Raw genomic sequence first — 22,558 nt, 5'->3', positions numbered from 1 at the left:
TCTCCTTGCTGTTCAAGGACCAACCGGACTGCGCGCTCTCTAACCTCGGGACTGTATCTCTTGTTTGTATTCATGACCCCATACTCTCAAAGTTTGGAGTCTCCGACAATCCCGGGGCGGTTCAGTCCCGATTGGTTTATAAAGAATCTGTTGTTGAAGTGGGAAAAAGAAAAAGTCCGTCTAGCCTCGCCATAAAAGCAGAATTCGTTTGATCCCATTTATCCAAAAAATGCTGGGTTTTCCATGCCTTTCTCTGCGTCCTTTGCGTCGTGAGAGAGCAAAGCGAACGGGCGCGAGACAGCTTTTCAAGATGTTAAACCAAGCCCATTGCCTTTGACCTTGACCCTCACCGCGTATATTTGAAGGTTTTCACCGCGACAAAGGGTTCTGGTTCAGATCCGTTTTGATCTGCGTTTATCAGCGTTCATCTGCGGCTAAGAAAGGAGTCAACAGTCATCATTTGTCATTGTTTTCCCTCGTAAGAATTTCATGTCTGAGTGTTTTTTGTGATAAATTGTCTTCAGACAAAGAAAAGGGGAGAAGATGAAACCATCAACAGCACTTCAACTCCACCGGGATAAGGTGCGGGATATTGCCGCTAAGCGACGAGTCGCAAATGTGCGCGTTTTCGGCTCAGTTTTGCACGGTAACGATACAGAACAAAGTGATCTCGATCTTTTAGTTGATATAACACCCCAAACAACACTGATGGATATAGGCGCAATTCGTTATGAACTTCGCCAACTTTTAGGAGTTTCTGTCGATGTATTAACGCCGATGTCGTTACCCGAGAAGTTCAGGCAGTCTGTCCTTGAAGAGGCCAGACCTGTATGAGCAAGGCATCCGGAAGTCCCTTGGGTTATCGCCTACGAAATGCGTAACGTGCTGGCTCACGGTTATTTTCAGGTGGATATGGCCGTAGTGTGGCGTACAATAGAATCTGATTTGCCGGGGATGGCGCAATTAATAAAACAATTAGTGAATGCACAATAGGGTTTTTACCGCGACAACGCCTTGGCCCAGATCCGTTTTTATCAGCGTTTATCTGCGTACATCAGCGTCGATCCGCGACTAAAAAAAGAAGTCCACGGAAAAAACCATCTCTCACAAAGCCACGAAGTCACTGAGAAAATCTGATTTTGGGGTTAAACCTTAAAAACCGGTTATTAGTCTTTGATCCATTGTCTGCTTCCGTCCGCCTGCGTCTGTGGCCAACAGATCATATTTGCCCTGATCCGCGTTCATCCGCGTTCATCTGTGGCTGAAAAAATCGCTTTCCCTCAAATTTTATAAGCAGATTACCCTTATTTCGTTGTGACTTATAATCCTTGCATGGACCTTATAGTTGTCGTATATTTGCACATGAGAATGTCGTATTTTTGCATGGAGCATGGAGAAGGCGATGCCGGTTAAAAACACGTTGGAAAGGAAAATCGTTAGCCGCATAAAACGCAGCAAGGCGTCTGTTTTTGTGCGCGCTGATTTTGATGATATGGGTGGTTACGATCAGGTCGGCCGCGTACTGAGGGGGTTGGTCAAAAAGGAGCTTGTTGTCAGTTTGGGGTACGGCACCTATGCACGGGCGAAAAAATCCACTGTCAGTGGTGCTGTTGTCCCGGAAAAACCCTTGCCGGAACTGGCCCTGGAGCTGTTGAAGAAACTTGGGGTTGAAACCTTTTCGTCCTCTGCCGAGCGGGCTTACAATTCCGGGACATCAACACAGGTTCCAACCGGCCGTACCATAGGCGTTAAAAGCAGAATTGTCAGGCGGATCGGCTATAACGGAAGGTACATTTCTTTTGAAAAAGCCTCTTGATAACAACGTTATCCGCGATGTCGCTCTGGAGTTAGGCGTTGACCCGTCTTTTATTGAAAAGGATTGGTATGCGGTACAGCTTCTTGCCCTTGTCTCTGAGCTGCAAAGTGACAGCAAGGTGAAAATGGTGTTTGCCGGAGGCACCAGTCTTGCCAAGGGTTATGGTTTAATCAAGCGATTTTCTGAAGATTTGGATTTTATTCTTACCAGCTCTGATGGAAGCCCTTTGTCTGTCGGACAGAGGAGAAATTACCGCAAAGCAGTGGTGTCTGCCATACAACATGATGCACGTTTCAGCATTGATGAAGACGCAATCCTGTGCGGTGACAGTCATCGTTTTTTCAAGCTTCCCATTCAATACGACAGGACTTTCATTGGTTCATTCCTGCGGCCATATCTGCAACTTGAAATGACCTTTACGGAACCAAAGCAGCTTCCCCGGCGCATGGATATTCATTCGCTTGTATCAGAGGTGGCAAGGTCCGGACCGGAACTCGAAATTGATTGTGTTTCAGCTATTGAAACGGCTGGTGACAAACTCAGTGCATTGACTTGGCGCGTTCTTGTTCGTGATCGGGCGAATGCCAAAGATGATCCCACGACGATACGCCATCTTCACGACCTTGCCGTTTTGGAAAGCATGGTTACAGAAGCAGCAGATAGCTTTGTCTCCACGGCTAGAGGTTCTTTGGAACAGGACAATAATCGTCGAGGTGGCGATGTTATCGCCGGAATGGCCGTCGCTGATCGGCTGATTAGCGCCCTGAACGTCTTAAAAGAAGACCATTTATACCAAAAAGAGTACACCTGGTATGTCGAAAGTATGTCGTATGGTGCCGAGAACGAAGTGATTGGCTTTGAGCAAGCACTCCACGCGCTAGAAAGGATTATCGGCCTTTATCTGCGTACATCAGCGTCGATCCGCGGCTAAAAAAAGAAGTCCACGGAATACACGGAAAAACACGGAAAAACCACCTCTCACAAAGCCACCAAGTCACGAAGAAAGTCTGATTTGGGGTGTTAAACCTTAAAAACTGATTTCAATAATGTGATTCACTGTCCGCTGTTGTCCGTGTGGGTCTGTGGCAAAAAAAGGTTTTGCCTTGCCTTTGACCCCTTTGCGGTGTTGACGGCATAAGGCAGTTATGGCAATCTTTGTATTGATATTGCCAATACTGCAGGAGGTGTTCTATGCCAACGATGAATGTATCGCTAACGCCTGAACTGATGAAGCTGGTTCAGAGCAAAGTTGCCGGCGGCATGTACAATAATGCCAGTGAGTTTATTCGGGAAGCCATTCGTCGCCTGGATGGCAATGAGCAGTTGCTCTATGAATTGAAACTGGTCCGCCTGAAAGAGGCTCTCAGACCCGGTATCGAGGATGCTGACAAAGGTATCTATGCCGACTATTCGTATGAACAGCTGATGCGTGATCTTGATCGGGAAACGATCTGATGGCTTCTTTCCGGTTAACAGGTCGCGCCCGATCGAGCCTGATGCAGATAGGTCTGTATACAGAGCAGCGCTGGGGGCGACAGCAACGAGTGGACTATCTGAAAGCGATAGATGATTGTTTTCAGGTGGTTGCTGATACTCCGATGCAGGGAAGGGCACGGCCGGAAATTCATGATCAACTGCGCAGCTACCCGGTGAACAAGCATGTTGTGTTCTATCTCATTCGGGATAAAGAGTTGATCGTGATCGTGGACGTCTTGCACGAAAACATGGATCCTGTCCGGCATTTGCCGGATATGTCCGGATAGCGTCCATCCGCGGCTAAAAAAAAGAAGTCCACGTAAAAACACGGAAAAACACGAAAAAAACCATCTCTCACGAAGCCACGAAGTCACCAAGGCCACCAAGAAAGATTTTAAGGTTTAACCCCAAAAAAAGGTTTTGCCTTGCCTTTGACCTTGACCCTCACCGCGTATGTTTTAAGGTTTTCACCGCGACAAAAAGCCTTGCTTTAGATCCGTTTTGATCTGCGTTTATCAGCGTTCATCTACGGCTCAAAAAAAAGCATTCCCTCACGTTTTATCAGCAGACTAGCCCAATTCTCCTTGAAAAACAGGGTTTGCCTTGTTGGTGTTGTTTTGGCCCTAAGATCCATGCTCTCTGTTCTGTCCACTAACTTTTGATCACATATGATGACCTCAATAAGGTCCATTTTACACGACCGGAACAGTATCCCGATTGATGATGTCGGTGTCTGCAATATTCGCTATCCCATCGCTGTTTTGGATAAGACTGCCGGCAGACAGCCGACGGTAGCCACCTGGTCGCTGACCGTGACTCCTGAGCAGCCCTTGGACGGGACTCACTATAGTTGTTTTATTGAGGTGCTTAACCATTATCGCGAAGATATGAGCATCTGTACACTGCCGGTTCTTCTGGCCGAACTTAAGCAGCAACTGCCGGCAGAGACCGCCCGGATCAGGATCGATTTCCCCTATTTTATCGCGAAAGCCGCCCCGGTCAGCCGGCTTTCCGGATTGATGAACTACGATTGCTGTTATGTCGGTTGTCTTCATTCCCATGGTGAGGAATATATCCAGGGGGTCACTGTGCCGGTCACCAGCCTTTGCCCTTGCAGTAAAACGATAGCTGATTACGGGGCCCACAGTCAGCGTTGCGACCTCACGATAGACGTGCGACCGGAACACAAAGAAGATGGTCGCCCAGAATTGATCTGGATTGAAGAACTGATCGATATTGCCGAGCAATCAGCGTCTGCGCCGGTCTTCGCGTTGCTTAAACGTGAGGATGAAAAGGCGGTGACCGAGCAGGCCTATGACAACCCGCAGTCTGTTGAAGACATGGCGCGCGATGTTGCTGCCCGTTTAATGGCTGATCGGCGGGTTGCCTGGTTCCAGGTTAAGGTCATCAGTCATGAAAGTATTCACAATCATCACGTCAGTGCGCAAATCGAATGGACACGCCCACCCATCTGGCCAGCTTGATCCCGCGTCAGCAAGATCCCAGGATTGCCTAAAACAGCTGGTTGAAATCAAGCCGTGCAGGGAACGCGCGCAACTGACACGGATAACAAATATGTCAGGATATGGGATATCGCATGTAAAACCTTCTGAACTCTGATTTTTCTCTTGTCAATTCTGTTTTTTCATCCGCGCGTCTGCGTGCTCTTTTCATGTCGGGAATCTTGCCGCCCATGGCTCTGGTTGTTACTTCCACCTACCTCTGGTTTCTACTGGCGCTCCATCTGATCCCCTTTGGCGAGATGGTCCTGGGCCAGGCAGATATTTTTATGTTTCAACTGGAAGACCTGCTGCATGTGGCGATGTTCATTCCCTGGACACCGATTGGTACCCAGTGGCTTTTAAGTCTCAGACGGCAGTCGGTCTGCTTGTCGGTAGCGCCTGACACCTGTAAGCCGGTATCTGTCGGGTTGCTGCCGCTGTTGACCCTGGTGCTGGTCGGCATGATGACGGCCCTTGGTCTGGAAGGGCTGCAGTTGTTGCTTCCCTATCGTTGTTTCAATCCGTTGGATGGCGTCTTTAACCTGGTGGGTGTGCTGATCGGTTTGCCTCTGGTCTGGATCAGCAGGCGGCGGGGTGTTCAAACCACAACGTGATTCTTCGTTGTAACTACGGCAGTGGCTCCCGCGGCCTGCCCCTTCAATGTTTCCTGCAGTTGATGCTCTTTTGCATTCCCGTCATGGGCCATGCCTCGCTATGACAGAGATTAAGCGGATTTTACATCCATCATGTTCGTAAATCTGTTGTCAAGAGTTAGTTTTTTGTCCGGAATAAAAGGTTTTTTTTCAGCGTGTTCGGTTGTTTCGTTCTCTATTAACGTTCCCTGGAGGGATCATGATGAAAAATTCAGTCTGTCTTAAAGGAATGGTTTCCTGGTTGCTTAACCCATATTCAGTTTGCGCTCTTCTATGTTTTTCACTGCTGACAGGGGCAGCGGAAATGACCATAGCCAGTGAACCATCGAATACCTCATATGGAAACGAAAGTGCCGTAGATGCTTCACACGCGACTGCGGTTGGATACCAAAGTAATGCTTCCGCTTCCGGCAGTTCTGCTTTTGGCAGCGGCAGTCAGGCAACCGGCTGGCACAGCACTGCCCTGGGTCTGCGTAGCGAAGCGGAAATGTCGTTTACAACGGCGGTTGGTTACGGTAGTAAAGCGACCGGTTTGTCGAGTACCGCAAGCGGGGCGGAGAGTGTTGCTTCCGGCATAATTTCAACGGCACTGGGGGTAAGCAGTGAGGCCCTTGGCCGTAACAGTACGGCAACGGGCAGTTATAGCAGCGCGAGTGGTGCATGGAGTACGGCTACCGGATCAGAGAGTCAGGCCGCCGAAACGTACTCTACGGCGATCGGTTACGGCAGCGAGGCTCATGGTGTTAGCAGTACGGCAAGTGGAGCTTTCAGCAGAGCTGAGGCCGGAGACAGTACGGCCGTTGGTTATACAAGCCAGGCCAGTGGGTTGAACAGCACAGCAATAGGCTCACGTAGTTATGCAGGTGGTGCGGGGGATATCGCTCTTGGACAGGCTGTTACTCAGGTTACTGACGGGGAACAAACCAGCGGTAATGTAGCGGTTGGCAGCGTTGGTTCGAGATGGTTGCAATATCCTGGGTCCGGGATGGTTTTTTTGGCGGACTCTGTTAAACCATCAGCTACCGGAGGTGATTCGGTCGCTGTGGGTACGGCGGCACAATCTGAGGGGTACAATTCGGTCGTTCTTGGAGCCTTCAGTCAAGATAATGGGGCAGATAATGTCGTGTCCATCGGCTCGGAGTTCGAACAGCGCAAAATGATCTATATGGCACCTGGTGATCTGTCGGCGTATTCAACAGACGCCGTTAATGGTAGCCAGCTGTGGCAAGTGTCAACCCAGGCTGAACTGAACTCCACCGAGATTGCCGTTTTGGACAACAGGCAGCAAACAAATACGGGCAATATCACAACCAACTCGGCCGACATCGTCAAGCTCAGGGAGTCTTTGGATAAGCATGACGAGGATATTACCGAGCTGCAGGGTCACTGGGGGCAAAGTTCCGGAGCTGGGGCCCTGGCTTTTGGATCTTCTACCGCCGGCGGGGATGGTGCCATTGCTGTAGGAGATGGCGCTGTTGCCTTGTTTAATGGCTCCGTCGCCATCGGCGCAGGGGCGCGGGCGAGTTCGGATCCAACAACGGCCATCGGTAATGATGCGATTGCCGCTGGTGACAACAGCGTTGCCCTTGGCGCCAATACACAGTCCAGCGGAGACAATTCCGTTGCGCTGGGGCAGGGATCTGTTGCAGTCAGGGACGAGACAGTCAGTGTCGGCGATGCCGCCCAGGGATTAACCCGGCAAATTACCAATGTTGCTTCCGGAGAAGCCGCTACCGATGCAGTTAATGTTTCTCAACTCCATTCGGCAATCAGATCCTCTTATTCCAGTCTGGATGACAAGATCAATCGAACCGGGGCGGTTGCCATGGCGGTTTCGCAACTCAGTTTGCCGACTGGTTATGCCAATGGCCTGGCGGTGGGCATGGGAACCCAGGAAGGGGAGACCGCATTGGCTGTTGGTTATATCGGCTCCATCCGCGAAAATATTGCGGTGCGGGTCAGTGCCGGGATTTCCGGCAGCACCAGAAGCTACGGCGGTGGTCTGGCTATCGGTTGGTAGACAGACTGTAGCAACAGGACGTCTCTTGTTCTCCGGAGCCCATGAGGTTGATCATGAAACGCTGCTGTGACCTTCTTTTTGCCGGTGTGGCTTTGCTGGTTCTCCTGCCGTTGATGCTGCCGGTGATGCTGATGTTACGGATGACAGGTAATCGTCAGGTGCTTTATCGAGAACCGTGTGTGGGCCGAAACGGGCGACAGTTTGATCTGCTGCGGCTGGCGCGGATTGATCGCGGTATTGTGGCCGGCGTACCCCGGTTGCTGAATGTCCTCGCCGGTCATATCTGCCTGGTCGGACCTGATCCCATCTCTATTGAGTGCTTTGCCCAAATACCGAAGCCGATGCAGCTCAGGAGGGCTGCTGTAGTTCCCGGATGTCTGAACATCAGCACCCTGGTTTGCAGGGGGGGGAAGCTGTCACTCGCCAAGAACGATGTCGGCTATAAATGCCGGATGATGTGTGGCTATCTCGATGCCCTGGATGAATGGCATCTTGAAAACAACAATTTTACTACCTATCTTCTGGTGCTGTTCAGCGCCCTGCTGGTTTTCCTGTTGCCCGTCAACCAGATCATCTGGTGGCTGTTCCCCGATCTGCCCCAACCCCCCTCACTGCTCCAGCGTGTTGTTTGAAGGTAAAGTCATCCGCCAGGTGAGGTGTCTATGAAATATCCGGTAATGATCGGTGCCGCTCTGCTGGGTTTGCTGTTGCTGTGGGCTTTCTTGAGCGATGACGGATCCGCTCGACATTATCCGCTGAAACTCGGCAAAGATATTCCCTTTGATTATCTGGAAGATCCGGATGGCAGGTTGAGTGTTCGACAGGTTGCTGATCGAGCATCTTCCGATTTTAGTCGATCCGAGGGTTATCTGTATAAAGGTTATACGAATTCTGTATATTGGATTCGGGTGCAATTACCGGATGTGTCTGTTGCCGGGAACGAACTGTTACTGGAAATATTTCCCCCTTATCTTGACGATCTGACGGTCTATCAGCGGCTCTCCGATTCCGAAGGCAACTGGCACGTCTCGTCATTGGGCGATACCCTGCCGGTATCAACGCGGGAAATAAATCACCGTTTTTTTGTCATTCCTCTGATTGATTCACGCCAGGGCGCGGATCTGCTGATGCGTATCCAGACCTCCAGTTTGCTGATGATGGTGGGAAAGATCTGGGACATGAGTAGTTTTATCGCAGCTTCAGCGCGCAAAAATCTATACTGGGGAGCTTTTTTCGGTATCGCTGTGTTAACCACCTTGCTTGCCGGCGCTCTTTCTGTCTTTACCAGAGAACATCTATTAATCGCTCTGTCTTTGTACGGGATAAGTTATCTGTTTATTGCGTCCATCCAGGGTTATGTCAGCTGGCTGTTGCTGCCTGAATGGCCCTGGCTTACTGATCATTTAACCGGCTTCAGCTATTTTTTGACGATGATACTGGTGTTATGGCTTGGCAGGGTTCTGTTTCACATCAAGAATCATGCTCCAAGACTCGACTTGTTGATTCTTGTTTCCATCGTTGTCATCGGGTTCTTATCTCTGTCGATTCCCTTCGGATATTACAGTACGGGAATCAGGGTTGCCATCCTGATTTTGGAACCTGTCAAGTGGACCATTGCCGTGGCCGGGTTGATATTATCGCTCAGGTCCGGCAATGCCGGCCAATTTTTCATTGCATTCTGCTATGCCCTGTATCTGCTGTTCGGCTCATTGTGTCTGCTGATCGGCAACATGTTGCCATTAACGCCCCTGGTATATGAACTGTGGCAGCACAGCATGCTGGGGCTGATGGTGATTATTCTTGGCATCACCATTGCCACATTGTGGAGCAGCAAGCAAAATGAACAGCGTTTGAAGGAGCAGCAACTGGAACTTCAAAGTCAGCGTGAAGCGACCTTTATCCAGCGACAGTTCGTAGGCATGGTATCCCACGAGCTTCGCACGCCCTTGGCTTTGGTCCATACCATAGCCAGTAATCTGAAAGCTGACCCCCCCCTCACCCAGGAAGAACTCGATGTAGAAGCGAATAAAATTATTCAGGCATCGCGCCGTTTGACGCAGCTGACGGATAATTGCCTTGTTGATGCCCGTTTATCTGATCCTTTAAGTGTCATTGATACTCATTCCGTCAGCCTCATGAAGTTGATCAGGGAAGCCGCAAATCTTGTCAGTTTTTCGACCAATCACAGGTTGTTGTTAACGGTTGTTGACCACGGCACGGCAGAGCCTGTTAGTGACCTGAAAGATGTCACACTCCGCACCGACAGCGCCATGTTACGTATTGCTCTGTCCAATGTGATTGACAATGCGGTGAAATATTCTCCTCCCGGGCTGATTAAAGTACGAGTCATCGTCACCGAATCGCAGGTTCGGATTGATATTGAAAACGAAGGGACCGTTATCCCTGCGGAATACGCTCAACAGATTTTCGAGCGCTACTTTAAGGGTACAGTTGCCGATGGCTTGCCTGCGTCCAAAGGGACCGGGCTCGGGTTGTTTGCTGCTCGTCAGATTGTGCGCAGGCTGGGTGGTGAACTCATCCTGGCTGATCGATGTGATTGCTGTTTATTTGTTTTCACTTTGCCCAGATGTGAAAATTCCCGTCTTGCTTCCAACGGAGATCATATTCATGTTGCCGACGATAGCCCTGGTTGAGGATCAGAATGATTTGCGCACAGGCATGATCAAATATCTCGTTGCTCATGGCTATGATGCCTGGGGTGCCGAGAGCGCTGAGATCTTTTATAAACAACTTCATCAACGAGAAACCGATATCGTTCTGGTGGATATCGGTCTGCCCGGCGAGGACGGTTTATCGCTCATCAGATTTTTAAGTACCGGTTCGCCGGTCGGGATCATTGCTGTGAGCGGTTATGGTCGTCTGGAGGATCGACTTGCCGGTTTAAAGGAAGGAGCGGATTGTTACCTGGTGAAACCCGTCGATCTGCCTGAACTCTGTGGGATTATTGATGCACTGTGGCGCCGGATGATTCGCCAGGACCGGGTACGGGCCGCCGATATTGGGGGGAAGTGGCAGCTGAACAAGGGGCTGCTGTTGATTTCTTCCCCCTCGGGAGCTGAAATGGTTCTGACCAGCAGAGAATTCATGATGATGGAGGAGTTGGTTAGGAACAGCGGGCAAGTGTTAAGCAAGGAGCATTTGCATAAGGTGGTTCTGCCTGAATATGTGGACTATGAACCACATCGCATAGAGGTGATTATCAGCAGAGTGCGTAAAAAAGCGCGGGATGTCGGAATGGAACTGCCTATGCGCGCTGTTTTCGGTAGAGGGGTGGTGTTTGTCCAGCCCGGCGAAGGAAACAGATAGCCAGCGTGGTCACCCGATGCGGTCTGTAGCAAGCCGATTGAGAGATTCATGAGAGCAAATGATACTGATAGTTGACTGAATAAGTAGTGTATTTTTCCGATAAAGCGAATATATCGCTGACGATCCTTGAGATCGTATTTATGAGCCAGTCGATAAGGTGATCAATCGACGATAAACCCAAGGAGAAATACCATGAAAAAACAGTTTGGAGTATGGAAAAAGGGGATGGTTGCTGTCTCATGTCTGGCGCTGCTCGGTGGTACCGCGCTAAACGCCAGTGCTAACGACACCGTCAGTGCCAGTGTCAATGCCCTGGCCGGTCTGAGTCCGGTACTGTCCCTGACGTGTACCGACGTCAATTTCGGCGTGTGGCGAGTACCGGTTCGTTCCAGTGGCGGAACAACGTCGGTAACATTGACGGTCTCAGCAAATACCAGTGCAGGCGCAACGACGGCAACCAGTGGCGGCAACACGACAGGCGTTGCGGCTGCTTCCGGCTACAACGTGCCTAGTGCTGCGGTGTGTACGGTCAACGGTTCCAATAACCCCTCACAGACGATTCAAACGTCGATTGCCAACAATGAAGGCTTAACTTTTGGCGCATCAAACCATAACAATCTGAACAATCCAAGCCAGGTTGTTTCGGGCATGTCGGCCGATCTTGGTCTCGGTGGTACCGGTGTTGCTATCAACACATCAGGTGCTGGTACGTTCCGGGTTGTCGGTGTATTGACAATTCCTGAAACGATTGCTGCGAACAACTATGGTGGTTATCGCACCAGTACCGGCGGTGTAGAGGGAGAAGGCAATGCTGCTACCGTGACGGTGACTGATACGTTGGTGCAATAATCTATTGCGGATGAAAAAGCCCGGTGGGTCTTGGTGACCTGCCGGGCTTTTTTTATGCGCGAGGATTCGTCCGGGTGGTGAATTGACAGATGGCAAGCCAGGCAAGAATAAAATTCCTGAAATATTTTTTATTGCTGATGTCTTGTTTCGGCTTTTCTGATGCCTTTGCCGATAACGCACGTACGGCCTATGTCCAGGCTTATACCGGGCTGCAGCCGGTGTTGTCCTTGTCCTGTACGGATGTCGACTTCAGTGTCTGGCGTGTTCCTGTACGTCAGACAAGTACGACCTCCACCACCATTTTTATATCTGCCGTAGCCAATAAAGCTGGTGTCAAAACGCTTGAAACCATCGGCGGTGATGCCCTCTTTATTGCCCGGGTCGCTGACTACGAGGGTGCCGTGGCTGGAACCTGTGTGGTACAGGGTTCCCATCATCCGAATCAACGAATACGCGTTACCATCAGTAATAACAAAAACCTCGATCTCGCCGGAGCTGATCGTGGGCTCATCAAGCGCCCCAATCAAGATGCAGCACTCAAGGCGGATCTGGAGCTGATGGAGGATTTTGTCGCGATTGATTCTGCCGGGCGCGGAACCTTTCGGGTGATCGGTATCATGACCCTGCCGCCGGTGATTACTGTTGACAATTACGGGGCCTATTCTGCCGCAGCGGTAGCGGCTGACAACCTTGCAACGATCACAGTTATTGACACGGCTTTGCCTTAAAGGAAATCTAATGTTTACTGTTGTGACTCATCTGGTCATGCTGCCGCTATTTTTTCTGTTTTTAACCTCAGGGGCCGCCGTAGCCGAAGAAAACTCTGCGGAAGCAGGCATATCGGTTGCGATCTCGGATAATCTGATCGTCATCGAAGGCAGGGCGCGGTCGGGTCAGATCGATCTGGTCAACGGCGGCGAAGATCCCATGGAATTTACCGTGTTTCCCATGAAAGATCCGCCCGGCATCGTGGCGTCGGCGGAACCAATACTGCGCTGGGCCCCGGAACGAGCGGTTGCTGCTGCTCACCGGTCACTGTCGTTTCGGGTGCTGGCGCGACCGTCTCCTGAACTGGAGCCGGGTGAATATGCCTATCAGTTTGGTGTCCGTGCCCAGGTCCAGCGTGAGGCTCCGCCGATCCGCATGCTTCAGGATGGCGAAGAACCCGAACCCTTGATTTCGGCATCGGTGCCGGTGGTGCCGGTACTGCCGGTGACGGTTTATGTGCGTCATCGTATGGAGACCCCTCGGGTCGACCCGGAGCCTCTGGTTCTTACTCCTGAGGACGAGGACAACCTGGGTTACTTCAAGGTTGTCAAACGTGTTCCCAATGTCAGCTTTGTCGGTCAGATTCAGGTGGTTGATAGGGATACGGGTGAGGTTCTGAGCAGCGGACGCCTGCATCTGGCGCAACAGGGAACCAACGCTAGAGTATCGATGCCACGGGTTTTTTATCCTGCTGATCGGGCGGAGGGTTATTGCCTGCGCCTGTGGGATCATTTCCCCGGTGAAGGAGAACCTTACATCAGTTTGTGCGAATAAAGTGAATGACGCGACACGGCGTTTTAGCCCGGCCGAAACTGATTCTAGGGGTTTTTTGGATTGTCTGCCTGGTGATGGCCTGTTTCAACGGTGTTGCTGTCGGAGCAATCCCGGCGAATAAGAGTGATAATCTTCTTGCCGATACCACTGTTGTCGATGAAGAGGTCATGTTCGGGGTTGTTGAGATGCGCCTTAACGGCTCCGTGCTTCCTGAGTTTCAAGAGGTGCTGCATGGCGATATGGGGCATGTATGGCTTGACCTGGAATCGCTGGTGGTCTTCGCCGAAGGGGTGTTTCGCCGGGACAAGCCGGGTCGTTATTCAGTAAACCTGTATGGTGACAATGATCCGGTTGTTCTTGACGCCCTGGAATCCCTCATCATTTACCCGCAATCAATAAAATCTCTCTCCCAAACGGCCATCAGATTCGATCAGGACAGGCTGTTTGTTGAAAAACAGGTATTGGAGGAATATTTTGGCCTGTATTTGACTACCCGGTTGGATGAAGGATATCTGGATGTGTCCAGTACGCGGCCCCTGCCACGGGATTTACGTCTGCTGCGGGAACGTTCGTGGCGACGTCTAGGGCGTACCAACGGTGCGCCGGAACAACCACTTCCTACCATGGAAATCCCCTATCACCTGGCCGGCGGGGTGATTGCTGATTTTCAGCTGGGTTCGTTTTATGAAAGCAGATCCGATAAAACCACAACCCGTATGAGTCTCAGCGCTGCTTCCGAATTGTTGTTTCTGACCAATCGCTTTTTTATCGCCGCTTCTGATGATGGAATTGACTCGTTGCGTTGGACTGCCGGTCGGGAGGACCCTCGCGGCGGATTGTTCGGCATCGAATCACTGGAAAGTTTTTCTCTGGGCGATGTTGTCGGCCAGTCTATTTCTCTTGTGGGCTCAGGCGCCAGAGGGCGCGGACTAAAGTTTCAGGCTGCCCCTCTTCAACTAAGCGACGGTTTTTCATCAACGACTATTGATGGTGATGCTCCTCCGGGTTGGGATGCCGAGCTTTATGTCGCCGGACAGCTAAGGGATTTTCAACGTATCAGCGACGATGGGCGTTACCGATTTAATGATGTCGATTTGTTCTACGGTACCAATGTGATCGTTGTTCGCTTGTACAGCCCAACCGGTGAGGTGCGCTTGGTCGATTATAGTGCCTCGGTCTCGCCGGGAATTCTTCCGCCCGGAAAGATTTATCTGTGGGGCTCCGTTCTTGAACCTGACCAGGATGTCTGGCCCCTGAACAACTCAACCGGCAGCTCCGGCGGCCTGGCGTATTCCCTGCGCAGCGATGTGGGGATCACCGATCATCTCAGCATCAGTCTGCAGGCATCGTCTCTTCCAGGGGCCGGACTAGATGATGTTGATCCAGCCAGACAGACGGATCGGGAATTCTATGTTGGTAGTGAGATCCGTACCCGGTTTGCCAACATGTCCGCCAGTGTGGGCCATGTTCATCAACATACGACCGGCGGAGCTGCCTGGTACTTGAACCTGGGGGCTTCGGCCCTGCGGTATCCCTTTAATTTGCGTATTGAATCCGCTGATCCGTCATTCAGTTCAGGTTATATCGGTGAGGGATTGCAAGCGCTTAAGCAACGTATTCGCCTCTCAACGGCTTTTACTGTTGGGAAAAGGAAAAAATTCAGCATTCCAGTATATATTGAACGGGTAACAACCCACGGAGGGAGTGTTACTGATTCCCTGAACACCGTGTATAGCAGTCAGTTCGGTGCCGCACATCTAACTCATGATGTGCGTTTTAATCGCTCCAGTAATCCAGCCGGCGATTGGTCGGAGCTTAACGGCTGGTACCGTGGATTGCTGGCTTACGATTTTCATCAATATCAGTTCAGAACAGAATACAGTGCGGTAATTTCACCGGGTTTTGCCTCACAATATCTCAATCTTCAGGGTTCATACCGGCAGAATGATCGCACCAACTATCACCTTGGTTACAGCTATTCGTTTGCCGGCAGTCACGGTATCAGCGCCGGTTTCAGTAGAGATATCGGGGATCTGTTCGTGCTTGGCGGCGGGATATCCCACACGGATGATGACACAGTGATCAACCTGCGGCTGACTTTTTCCTTCTCCGGTGATAAACAAGCCGGGTTACACCTCAGCAACCGCCAACGTGCTACTTACGGTGCCTCACGTTTGCAAGTTTTTCATGATGATAACGGCGACGGAATACGCCAGCGGCAGGAGCAGGGCCACCCCTTGGTTGACGTGGTTCACAATCGCAGATTACTGGAAAACACAACGGATGATGATGGGCAATTGCTGCTCTGGGGGTTGGACCATCTCTCTGAACATTGGCTGAAAATCGGTCGGGAACAATTAGCTGCTGAATTCAGAACCAGTCCCAATAGTGATTTTTTGCTGTGGCCGCGACCGGGGAGGATCTTTTCAATTGATATACCGGTTATTGAGGCAACATATGTATCGGGAAAAATCTATTATCAAACGGGCGATGGACTATTGCACGGCCTTGGATTGAGTGAGGTCAGGGTCCGGTCGGCAGATGGATCCGGCACTTTTGTCACTCGTGCGCTTTCGGACGGATTTTTTTCCTTTGAACATCTTTATCCGGGTGAATGGGAGATCGAAGCCGAAAGCAGTCGCTTAGGGCAAAGTGGACAATCGCTTAAGGTTTCCCGCACCATAGAGATTTTACCGGGCGACATTGATGTTCATGACGTTAAGGTGGTGTTCCCCTACACTTTATGGAGCGGCAATGCTGTGAAAGATGTAGTTGAAATGCCGTCAGAAACACTACCAGTTGTTAATGCGCCGGCACCCGTGCCTCTGCCAGTTCCGGAAAATTTGCGCATATTACCTGCGTTGGACGATCATTACGAAAGTCCTGACATCTTCCTGCAGCGCTGGGCCGATGCCTGGTCGATGCAGGATGTTGAGACCTATCTGGGTTTTTATGCGAGCGACTATCTCCCGGCAGGAGGGATTGATCGTCATGCTTGGGAGAAAGTGAGGCGTGGACGCCTTTCCAAACCAACTACTATCCAAGTTGTCATTCTCGATTTGAATGAACGTGAAGTAGACGGTGATCTGGTTCAAATTGAGGTGGTACAACAGTATCAGAGTAATCTTTATGCTGATATATCCCGGAAGCTGTTCGATTTAAGACGTACTGATTCTCATTGGGAAATCGTTCGGGAACGGACGGTAAGCATAACGCCCTTAACCAGGTAAGCAACATTGATCATTACCTTGTGGAGACTTGATGATCAGGGCATCCCTGCCGGTAACCATGATCAGTTTCTTGACGCTGCGGGCAGGCAGCATGATTAAATGCCTCGTTGCCATGCTGGTTATGCTGGTTATGCTGGTTCTACCAATACCTTCCTGGTCTGCCTGTGACGATGTTGTTTTCCACTCCACAAGGCCGATTGACTACGGGCTTTACAGGTATCAACAACCCTTCAAGCCGGGGTGGGTAAGCCTGTGGCCTGATGGGAGTTTCCAGATTTCCAGAGGGCTTAGTCTCTCCCATCGATCGTATCCGGCGCCAGGTGTATTTCAGATAAGGGCCAATCCAGGACAAAAAATCTTATTGGAAGTAACCGTCCAGGTGCCTGCTGGCATAGAGGATAAAGTCAACATCACCAATCTGCGAGTTCAGTCCCGAAATCATATTTCCCTGAATAAAATCGGCAAAGATTATCTGCTGGAAGTGCCGGTTAACGGCGGCAGGCCAATGGACATCGTTATGTATGTTGGTGCTGATCTGGTATTTTTATCGGAAGCCTTACTGACCAACAACATAGTAGCTACCTTGCAGGTGCGTTGTCTGGCAAGCAGCAGGTGAGCACTTTTTTGGATAGCCTTTATATAGCCTCAGCCGACTTTTCATTCTGATAGTCTTTCCTGCCTCCAGTCTCTTCAGAAATGACAGGGTTTTCCTTGTCCCTATCGTGCATCCTTCCAGTCCTTTCAAATAAGATTCTCGTAACAAGCTGATAATCAACAAGATTTTTGTTTTGTCCGATGTTGGTCAGGCAGGGAGCGAAATTTGCAGATCTCCTGCATGAATATTTAATGTTTCTGCCGGGACGGGGTTTTCCCTGGAGGGCAGGTCAACCTGTTTTCATGGAGGTGTCGATGCAGCTTGTCTATTGTCCGTACTGCGAAACCGAGCAGCCGATGGAAATTGTTGAAGAAGGGGCGCAGGACTCACGTCAGAAAAGGCTCTATGTTCAGCGAGTTCGCCGCTGCCTGATCTGCGAACGCTATTATGTGACAGCCGAGGTGAAGTCCTGCCTGGTTCATGAGTATGATCAAACCAAAAAAATGATTGAACAGTTTTATCAGGAAACCTTTCCAGCGCTGGAGGCGTCAACTAATATGGGGGAGTATAGTCCGGACAGATTGTAATGCTGGTTTTTTCTTAAAGGATCGGAAGTCTTTAAGGGCATGGCAATCCTGGAATGGTGTAGATTGTTGATTGTCTCAGCCCATGAATATGATCTCTATGAAGTTCATTTCTCCCGAACCCCACTGTATCCCGATTGATGAAGTCGGTGTCTGCGATATTCGCTATCCCATCGCTGTTTTAGATAAGACTGCCGGCAGGCAGCGGACGGTAGCCACCTGGTCAATGACCGTTGCCCCTGCGCAGCCCTTGGACGAGGCTCACTATGGTCGTTTTATTGAGGTGCTTAATCATTACCGTGAAGAGATGAGCATCTATACCCTGCCTGTTCTGTTGGCCGAACTTAAGCAGCAACTGCCGGCAGAGACCGCCCGGATCAGGATCGATTTTCCCTATTTTGTTGCGAAAGCGGCTCCGGTCAGCCAACGTTCCGGATTGATGAACTACGATTGCTGTTATGTCGGTTGTCTTCATGACCATGGCGAGGAATACATCCAGGGGGTCACTGTACCGGTCACCAGCCTTTGCCCTTGCAGTAAGGCAATAGCTGATTACGGGGCCCACAGTCAGCGCAGTTACCTCACGATAGACGTGCGACCGGAACATAAGGAAGATGGTCGCCTGGAATTGATCTGGATTGAAGAACTGATCGATATTGCCGAGCAATCAGCGTCTGCGCCGGTCTTCGCGTTGCTTAAACGTGAGGATGAAAAGGCGGTGACCGAGCAGGCCTATGACAATCAGCAGTCTGTTGAAGACATGGCGCGCGATGTTGCTGCCCGTTTAATGGCTGATCGGCGGGTTGCCTGGTTTCAGGTTAAGGTCATCAGTCATGAAAGTATTCACAATTATCAAGTCAGTGCGCAAATCGAATGGATGCGCTGCTTTGGAGAAACACCGGCCACAGATATATCAACCAGCAATGACAGGAGAAAAAAATGATTGAACAGTTTTATCAGGAAAGCCTTGCAGTGAGGTTAGCTGTTGATGATGCCGGTGAACACCATCATAAAAGAAAGTGATGATGTCGTTGGTGAGCCTGATTGTTATAGTTACCTCCCTTAAGACAACTTGATTTGCTTGAATTCAGGCATAAGGCACAGTGTTTTGATTTCCTCCAGCGAGCGGCCATAGTCACCACGGCTGATGCGGTTGGCATGCCAGACGGCCATGGCAATTTCAGACAAGCCTTGAAAATCTGACATATCCTCTGTGTGGTGAAGAGAAATGGCTTCAATGACCGGATGTGGTAGCCCCCAGAGGCTGGCCAGGTAGGCCCCCACGGCAGCGTGACTGACGCCAAGTGTCTGCACTTCCGCTTCTAGGTAGGTCAGGTTCTCCTTCAGTTGTTTGTTGTTGATCGTTTGAGATATCTCAGGCAGACAGTGGGTCAGTACCAGTTTGCCAATGTCGTGTAATAAACCGCCAAACGAAGCGTGGGCTGACAGGTAGCTGTCGTTATGCTTGCGGACCAGGGCTTCTGCGATTCGGGCGGTAAAATAACTGTGTTGCCACAGATCTTCCAACTGGGATTTGTGGGGATGAGTGGGGCTGAAACAACTGAAGATATGGTGAGCTAATACCAGGCTGCGCAGGGTATTGATGCCCAGGTATTGTATGGATTCTTCCAGGGTTTGGATTTGACGGACCAAACTAAAGGCTGAGGAATTGATCAGCTTCAGGATTTGAAGGGTCAGCACGGCATCATTCCGGATCAGGTTGACAATGCCGGCAAGATCAGCTTCCGGCTGGTCGAGCAGGGCAGTGAGTTGCCGGTATGTTTTGGGCAAGGTCGGCAAAGAGATTAACCCGTTCATTAATCCCTTGAGCTTTTTATCCGATAACATGTCATCGAGTTTGCACAGTCTCTCCAGTAGCTGGGTAAAGGCTGCGATATCGACGGGCTTCCACAAAAAATAATGGCACAGGCTGATGGCTTCGGAGTAAGTTGCGCGGTCAGGCTGGCCGGTGAGCATGATTCTGATGGTCTTCGGGTAATGGCGGCGCACTTGGAATAGAAGCTCATAGCCATTCATTCCTGGCATTCGATAGTCGGAAACGATCACATCAACATGCGAGGAAGCGATGATCTCCAAAGCTTGCTTGCCACTTTCGGCATCGAGCATCTGCCATTGATTGCGTAGACTGTGCAACCCGCGTTTAAGACCACGCAGCAGATTGGGATCGTCATCAACAAAAAGCAGGGTTTTCAAAGCAATATTCCTTGTCAGATGTCCTTTGTAAGTGGGATATCAATAGTAAATTGACAACCCTTTCTGGGCGCGCTGTTACAGGAGATTTTTCCCTGATGCTTATTTACCACTATGTCATATACGATAGCCAGTCCCTGGCCGGTTCCTTTGCCAACATCTTTGGTGGTAAAGAAGGGTTCAAAAATTCTATCAAGATGTTCTTCGGCGATTCCGGCACCGTTATCTTCTACAGACAGGATCAGTCGCTGGTCCTGGCTGCGGGTGGCGATCTTGATCTTGCCAAGAGCCCCCTCTTGGCATTGTAAAGTTTTAATAGCTTGGGCGCTGTTGACGATCAGATTCAGCATGATCTGGCTCCAGCTGCCGGGATCACATACCAGTAGTGGCAGGGCCGGATCAAGGTCGGTGGTCAGTTCAGCAATGTACTTCCATTCGTTACGCGTGACTATAGTAGAGTTTTCGATCAGGTGATTCAGATTTGTGGGTGTCTGGTTTGCCTGACCTGGATGACTGAACTCCTTCATCGCTGAAACAATACGGACAACATGATTAGTCCCTTGTAATGACTCCTGAATGCTTAAGGGGATTTCTGTCAGCAAAAAGTCAAGATCGCAAGCCTGGGCTGCGGCTATCAACTGGTTCATTCTCTGATATTTTTCTTCCGGAGCTGTAGCCGTCAACAACTGCTGTACCGACTCCAGGATGACGTTCAGCTCCTCGACGGAGTTGCGAAGAAAATTCGTATTGTTCTGGATATACTGCAGTGGTGTATTGATTTCATGAGCGACCCCGGCGGCCAGTTGACCGATTGCTTCAAGTTTTTGCGCCTGCAGCAGTTGTTGCTCAAGGATCATTCTCTCTGTAATGTCGGTAAAGACAACAACCGCGCCGGTTATCCGGGCGTTTTCACGGATTGGAGCAGAATGAAATTCCACCATGAAGCTGGTGCCGTCCTTGCGTCGATATGTTCCCCTGACCTTTGACAGAGCTACTCCCTGCTGCAGAACCTGATAGCGGATAGGGCATTTAGCCGGGGAATGGTGACCATCGCCCGTCAATGAGTCATGGGCTAAGAGGTTAATGGGTTGTCCGATCAGTCCGCCAGGATCAGCCCCCAGCATCTTTTCTGCAGCAGGGTTCACAAATGTCATCAGGCCGTGAGTGTCAACACCGTAGATGCCTTCGCTGATGGAATTAAGGAACAGCTTGTTCTGCCGAGCCAGTTTGCTTGCCTCTGCTTCGGCACGTGTTGATTGTGCCAATGCCAGACGAACCTTTTCGTTGACCTCCATTAATTCGACAGTACGCTCCTTGACCTTGATCTCCAGAGTTCGGTTCATCTTAACGACTTTTTGTTCTGCTTCCTGTCGCTGTTGTTCGGCCTTTTGTCGCAATTGCACATTGACCAGCATCTGGGCAAACAGGGTTAAGAGATGTTGTTCGTTCTCGCTATAATAATAATGATCACGAACCGAGTCAAAGCCAACAAAGCCGAGACATTTATCATGATTCATCATCGGTACGGCCAGCAGGCTTTTGATTCCCTGGGGCTCAAGTATATTGCGCAAGCCTCCCGGAGGCAGAGCGCCGACATCCGGAACGTACATCGACTTCCCCTGTAGGTGCACATTAAGCCAGTCGGGGAATTCTTCCATTGGCACCTGTTGCAGGGAAGTTATCTGAGGTTGTACGCTGCTATTGCACCATTCAAACAGATTGGAGGTAACCCTGGCGGTGAAATCATAATCAAAAATGTAGGCGCGATCCGCATTGACAAACAGCGCCAAATTTTGCAATGAAGCATTGATAGCCTCATCAACCCGGTCTAGAGGAAGGTTGATATTGGTGGCGGCGATTTCCATCAGCAACTGCTGCAGCCGGGACTGGTGCAGAGCTTCAATCTCAGCCTTTTTGGTGTCGGTAATGTCGACACCAAGGCCTAGAACAGCGGCTACGGTACCATCATCATCCAGGATTTTCGTTTTGATCGTTTTGAGTGTATGCTGCTGGCCATCCTTAAAGGTGATGACTTCTTCGCATTCAAAAGACCCCTCAGTCGCAACCGCCTGATTGTCAGTCTGGGCGCAGACACTCATCTCCTCTTGACTCATCCAGTTGTCATCTGTGCCAAGCCCGACTTGCTCCTTCATAAATCGATTGACCAGCTGCAGGGATCGGTCGCGATAATCGGTCAGCCAGATACCGATGGGAGCATGATCAATAATCGCGGCGGTGAGATGTCTTTCTTTTACCATTGATGCTTCGATCTCCCGGCGCCTGGCCACCTCCTGACAGGAGGTACAGGCGCGAGCCAGCATTGGCGCCAGGGGGAGCAGCTCTTTGAGGAAATACTGATCAAAAGCTGTTGCCCGGCACAGCAGCAACCGACCGAATCCGCTCAGATGAATCAGATACAGATACAGATCACCCAGATTGATAACGACCAGCGGTTCGATGTTCCCCTCGCCATGAACCCGGATCAGTTCAGCGTGAACCCGTCGATATCCGTCACTGGTACGAATGGCGCCTGGCAGAACCATCTGAAGCTCAAGCATCCCTTCCGTTTCACGATAGACTCCGGAGAATAAACAATTGAGCTTGCGCTGAAACAGAGGCAGACATTTCTTCAGCAACTTGTCGAGATCAAACTCACCACTGATCGACAGGGCAATTTCCAGCAATATTTCCTGATACAGTTCACGCCTCATTCTGTCCCCCGTACGAAAACATGTCCTTTGTCAGCCATCCTG

At 50.5% G+C, this 22,558-nt stretch carries 21 protein-coding genes and 1 pseudogene; 20 read left to right on the top strand and 2 right to left on the bottom strand.

What is annotated here, in order from left to right; all coding sequences use genetic code 11:
• From AC1931_RS14670 to folE2 (AC1931_RS14575), 20 genes and pseudogenes are all read left to right on the top strand, one after another.
• Positions 1–212 (top strand): hypothetical protein (locus tag AC1931_RS14670; RefSeq protein WP_483878031.1); only part of this gene is annotated, 212 nt, incomplete at its 5' end.
• A gap of 331 nt (positions 213–543) precedes the next feature.
• The gene (locus AC1931_RS14665) at positions 544–834 is read left to right on the top strand and encodes a nucleotidyltransferase family protein (RefSeq protein ID WP_483878030.1); all 291 of its coding nucleotides are present in this window, start codon (positions 544–546) and stop codon (positions 832–834) included.
• Between the two features lie 15 nt (positions 835–849).
• A pseudogene (locus AC1931_RS14660) lies at positions 850–993 on the top strand (HepT-like ribonuclease domain-containing protein); the annotation flags it as partial.
• A 409-nt stretch (positions 994–1,402) separates the two neighbouring features.
• Positions 1,403–1,816 (top strand): DUF6088 family protein, encoded by a 414-nt coding sequence (locus AC1931_RS14655; protein ID WP_483878029.1) that lies wholly within the window; start codon positions 1,403–1,405, stop codon positions 1,814–1,816.
• On the top strand, positions 1,800–2,747 hold the full coding sequence (locus AC1931_RS14650; RefSeq protein ID WP_483878028.1) for a nucleotidyl transferase AbiEii/AbiGii toxin family protein: 948 nt from the start codon (positions 1,800–1,802) through the stop codon (positions 2,745–2,747). Before AC1931_RS14655 ends, AC1931_RS14650 begins: the two co-directional genes overlap by 17 nt.
• Positions 2,748–3,007: 260 nt before the next feature.
• Positions 3,008–3,271, top strand: coding sequence for a type II toxin-antitoxin system ParD family antitoxin (locus tag AC1931_RS14645; protein ID WP_483878027.1), 264 nt, complete (start codon positions 3,008–3,010; stop codon positions 3,269–3,271).
• Complete coding sequence (locus AC1931_RS14640) at positions 3,271–3,579, top strand: type II toxin-antitoxin system RelE/ParE family toxin (protein WP_483878026.1); 309 nt, start codon at positions 3,271–3,273, stop codon at positions 3,577–3,579. Before AC1931_RS14645 ends, AC1931_RS14640 begins: the two co-directional genes overlap by 1 nt.
• A gap of 381 nt (positions 3,580–3,960) precedes the next feature.
• Positions 3,961–4,776, top strand: coding sequence for a GTP cyclohydrolase FolE2 (gene folE2 / locus AC1931_RS14635; protein ID WP_483878025.1), 816 nt, complete (start codon positions 3,961–3,963; stop codon positions 4,774–4,776).
• Positions 4,777–4,985: 209 nt separating this feature from the next.
• Positions 4,986–5,408, top strand: a complete 423-nt coding sequence (locus tag AC1931_RS14630) for a VanZ family protein (RefSeq protein WP_483878024.1) — start codon at positions 4,986–4,988, stop codon at positions 5,406–5,408.
• 343 nt (positions 5,409–5,751) lie between these two features.
• Positions 5,752–7,467: a hypothetical protein gene (locus AC1931_RS14625; protein WP_483878023.1), complete on the top strand. Its 1,716-nt coding sequence runs from the start codon at positions 5,752–5,754 to the stop codon at positions 7,465–7,467.
• Between the two features lie 53 nt (positions 7,468–7,520).
• Positions 7,521–8,099, top strand: coding sequence for a sugar transferase (locus AC1931_RS14620; RefSeq protein ID WP_483878022.1), 579 nt, complete (start codon positions 7,521–7,523; stop codon positions 8,097–8,099).
• 30 nt (positions 8,100–8,129) lie between these two features.
• Positions 8,130–10,121 (top strand): sensor histidine kinase, encoded by a 1,992-nt coding sequence (locus AC1931_RS14615; RefSeq protein ID WP_483878021.1) that lies wholly within the window; start codon positions 8,130–8,132, stop codon positions 10,119–10,121.
• Complete coding sequence (locus tag AC1931_RS14610) at positions 10,096–10,794, top strand: response regulator transcription factor (RefSeq protein ID WP_483878020.1); 699 nt, start codon at positions 10,096–10,098, stop codon at positions 10,792–10,794. The genes AC1931_RS14615 and AC1931_RS14610 overlap by 26 nt, the downstream gene beginning before the upstream one ends.
• Before the next feature lie 192 nt (positions 10,795–10,986).
• Positions 10,987–11,643, top strand: coding sequence for a hypothetical protein (locus AC1931_RS14605; RefSeq protein WP_483878019.1), 657 nt, complete (start codon positions 10,987–10,989; stop codon positions 11,641–11,643).
• Positions 11,644–11,732: 89 nt separating this feature from the next.
• Positions 11,733–12,371, top strand: a complete 639-nt coding sequence (locus AC1931_RS14600; protein ID WP_483878018.1) for a hypothetical protein — start codon at positions 11,733–11,735, stop codon at positions 12,369–12,371.
• A gap of 10 nt (positions 12,372–12,381) precedes the next feature.
• The gene (locus tag AC1931_RS14595) at positions 12,382–13,185 is read left to right on the top strand and encodes a hypothetical protein (protein ID WP_483878017.1); all 804 of its coding nucleotides are present in this window, start codon (positions 12,382–12,384) and stop codon (positions 13,183–13,185) included.
• A 74-nt stretch (positions 13,186–13,259) separates the two neighbouring features.
• Complete coding sequence (locus tag AC1931_RS14590) at positions 13,260–16,415, top strand: L,D-transpeptidase Cds6 family protein (protein WP_483878016.1); 3,156 nt, start codon at positions 13,260–13,262, stop codon at positions 16,413–16,415.
• A 58-nt stretch (positions 16,416–16,473) separates the two neighbouring features.
• Positions 16,474–17,031: a hypothetical protein gene (locus tag AC1931_RS14585; RefSeq protein WP_483878015.1), complete on the top strand. Its 558-nt coding sequence runs from the start codon at positions 16,474–16,476 to the stop codon at positions 17,029–17,031.
• Between the two features lie 293 nt (positions 17,032–17,324).
• Positions 17,325–17,597 carry a hypothetical protein gene (locus AC1931_RS14580; protein WP_483878014.1) on the top strand — a complete coding sequence of 91 codons (273 nt, stop codon included), beginning with the start codon at positions 17,325–17,327 and terminating at the stop codon, positions 17,595–17,597.
• A 97-nt stretch (positions 17,598–17,694) separates the two neighbouring features.
• A complete protein-coding gene (gene folE2, locus AC1931_RS14575) occupies positions 17,695–18,537 on the top strand; it encodes a GTP cyclohydrolase FolE2 (protein WP_483878013.1) in 843 nt (280 codons plus the stop codon).
• A gap of 119 nt (positions 18,538–18,656) precedes the next feature.
• Here folE2 (AC1931_RS14575) and AC1931_RS14570 read toward each other — a convergent pair whose 3' ends face one another.
• Positions 18,657–19,808: an HDOD domain-containing protein gene (locus AC1931_RS14570; RefSeq protein ID WP_483878012.1), complete on the bottom strand. Its 1,152-nt coding sequence runs from the start codon at positions 19,806–19,808 to the stop codon at positions 18,657–18,659.
• 14 nt (positions 19,809–19,822) lie between these two features.
• On the bottom strand, positions 19,823–22,516 hold the full coding sequence (locus tag AC1931_RS14565) for a GAF domain-containing sensor histidine kinase (RefSeq protein ID WP_483878011.1): 2,694 nt from the start codon (positions 22,514–22,516) through the stop codon (positions 19,823–19,825).
• Positions 22,517–22,558: the final 42 nt, after the last annotated feature.

Source organism: Pelovirga sp. C15f, assembly GCF_057178085.1.
The sequence above is the reverse complement of the archived record's forward strand: the minus strand, read 5'-3'. Positions and strand labels throughout refer to the sequence as shown.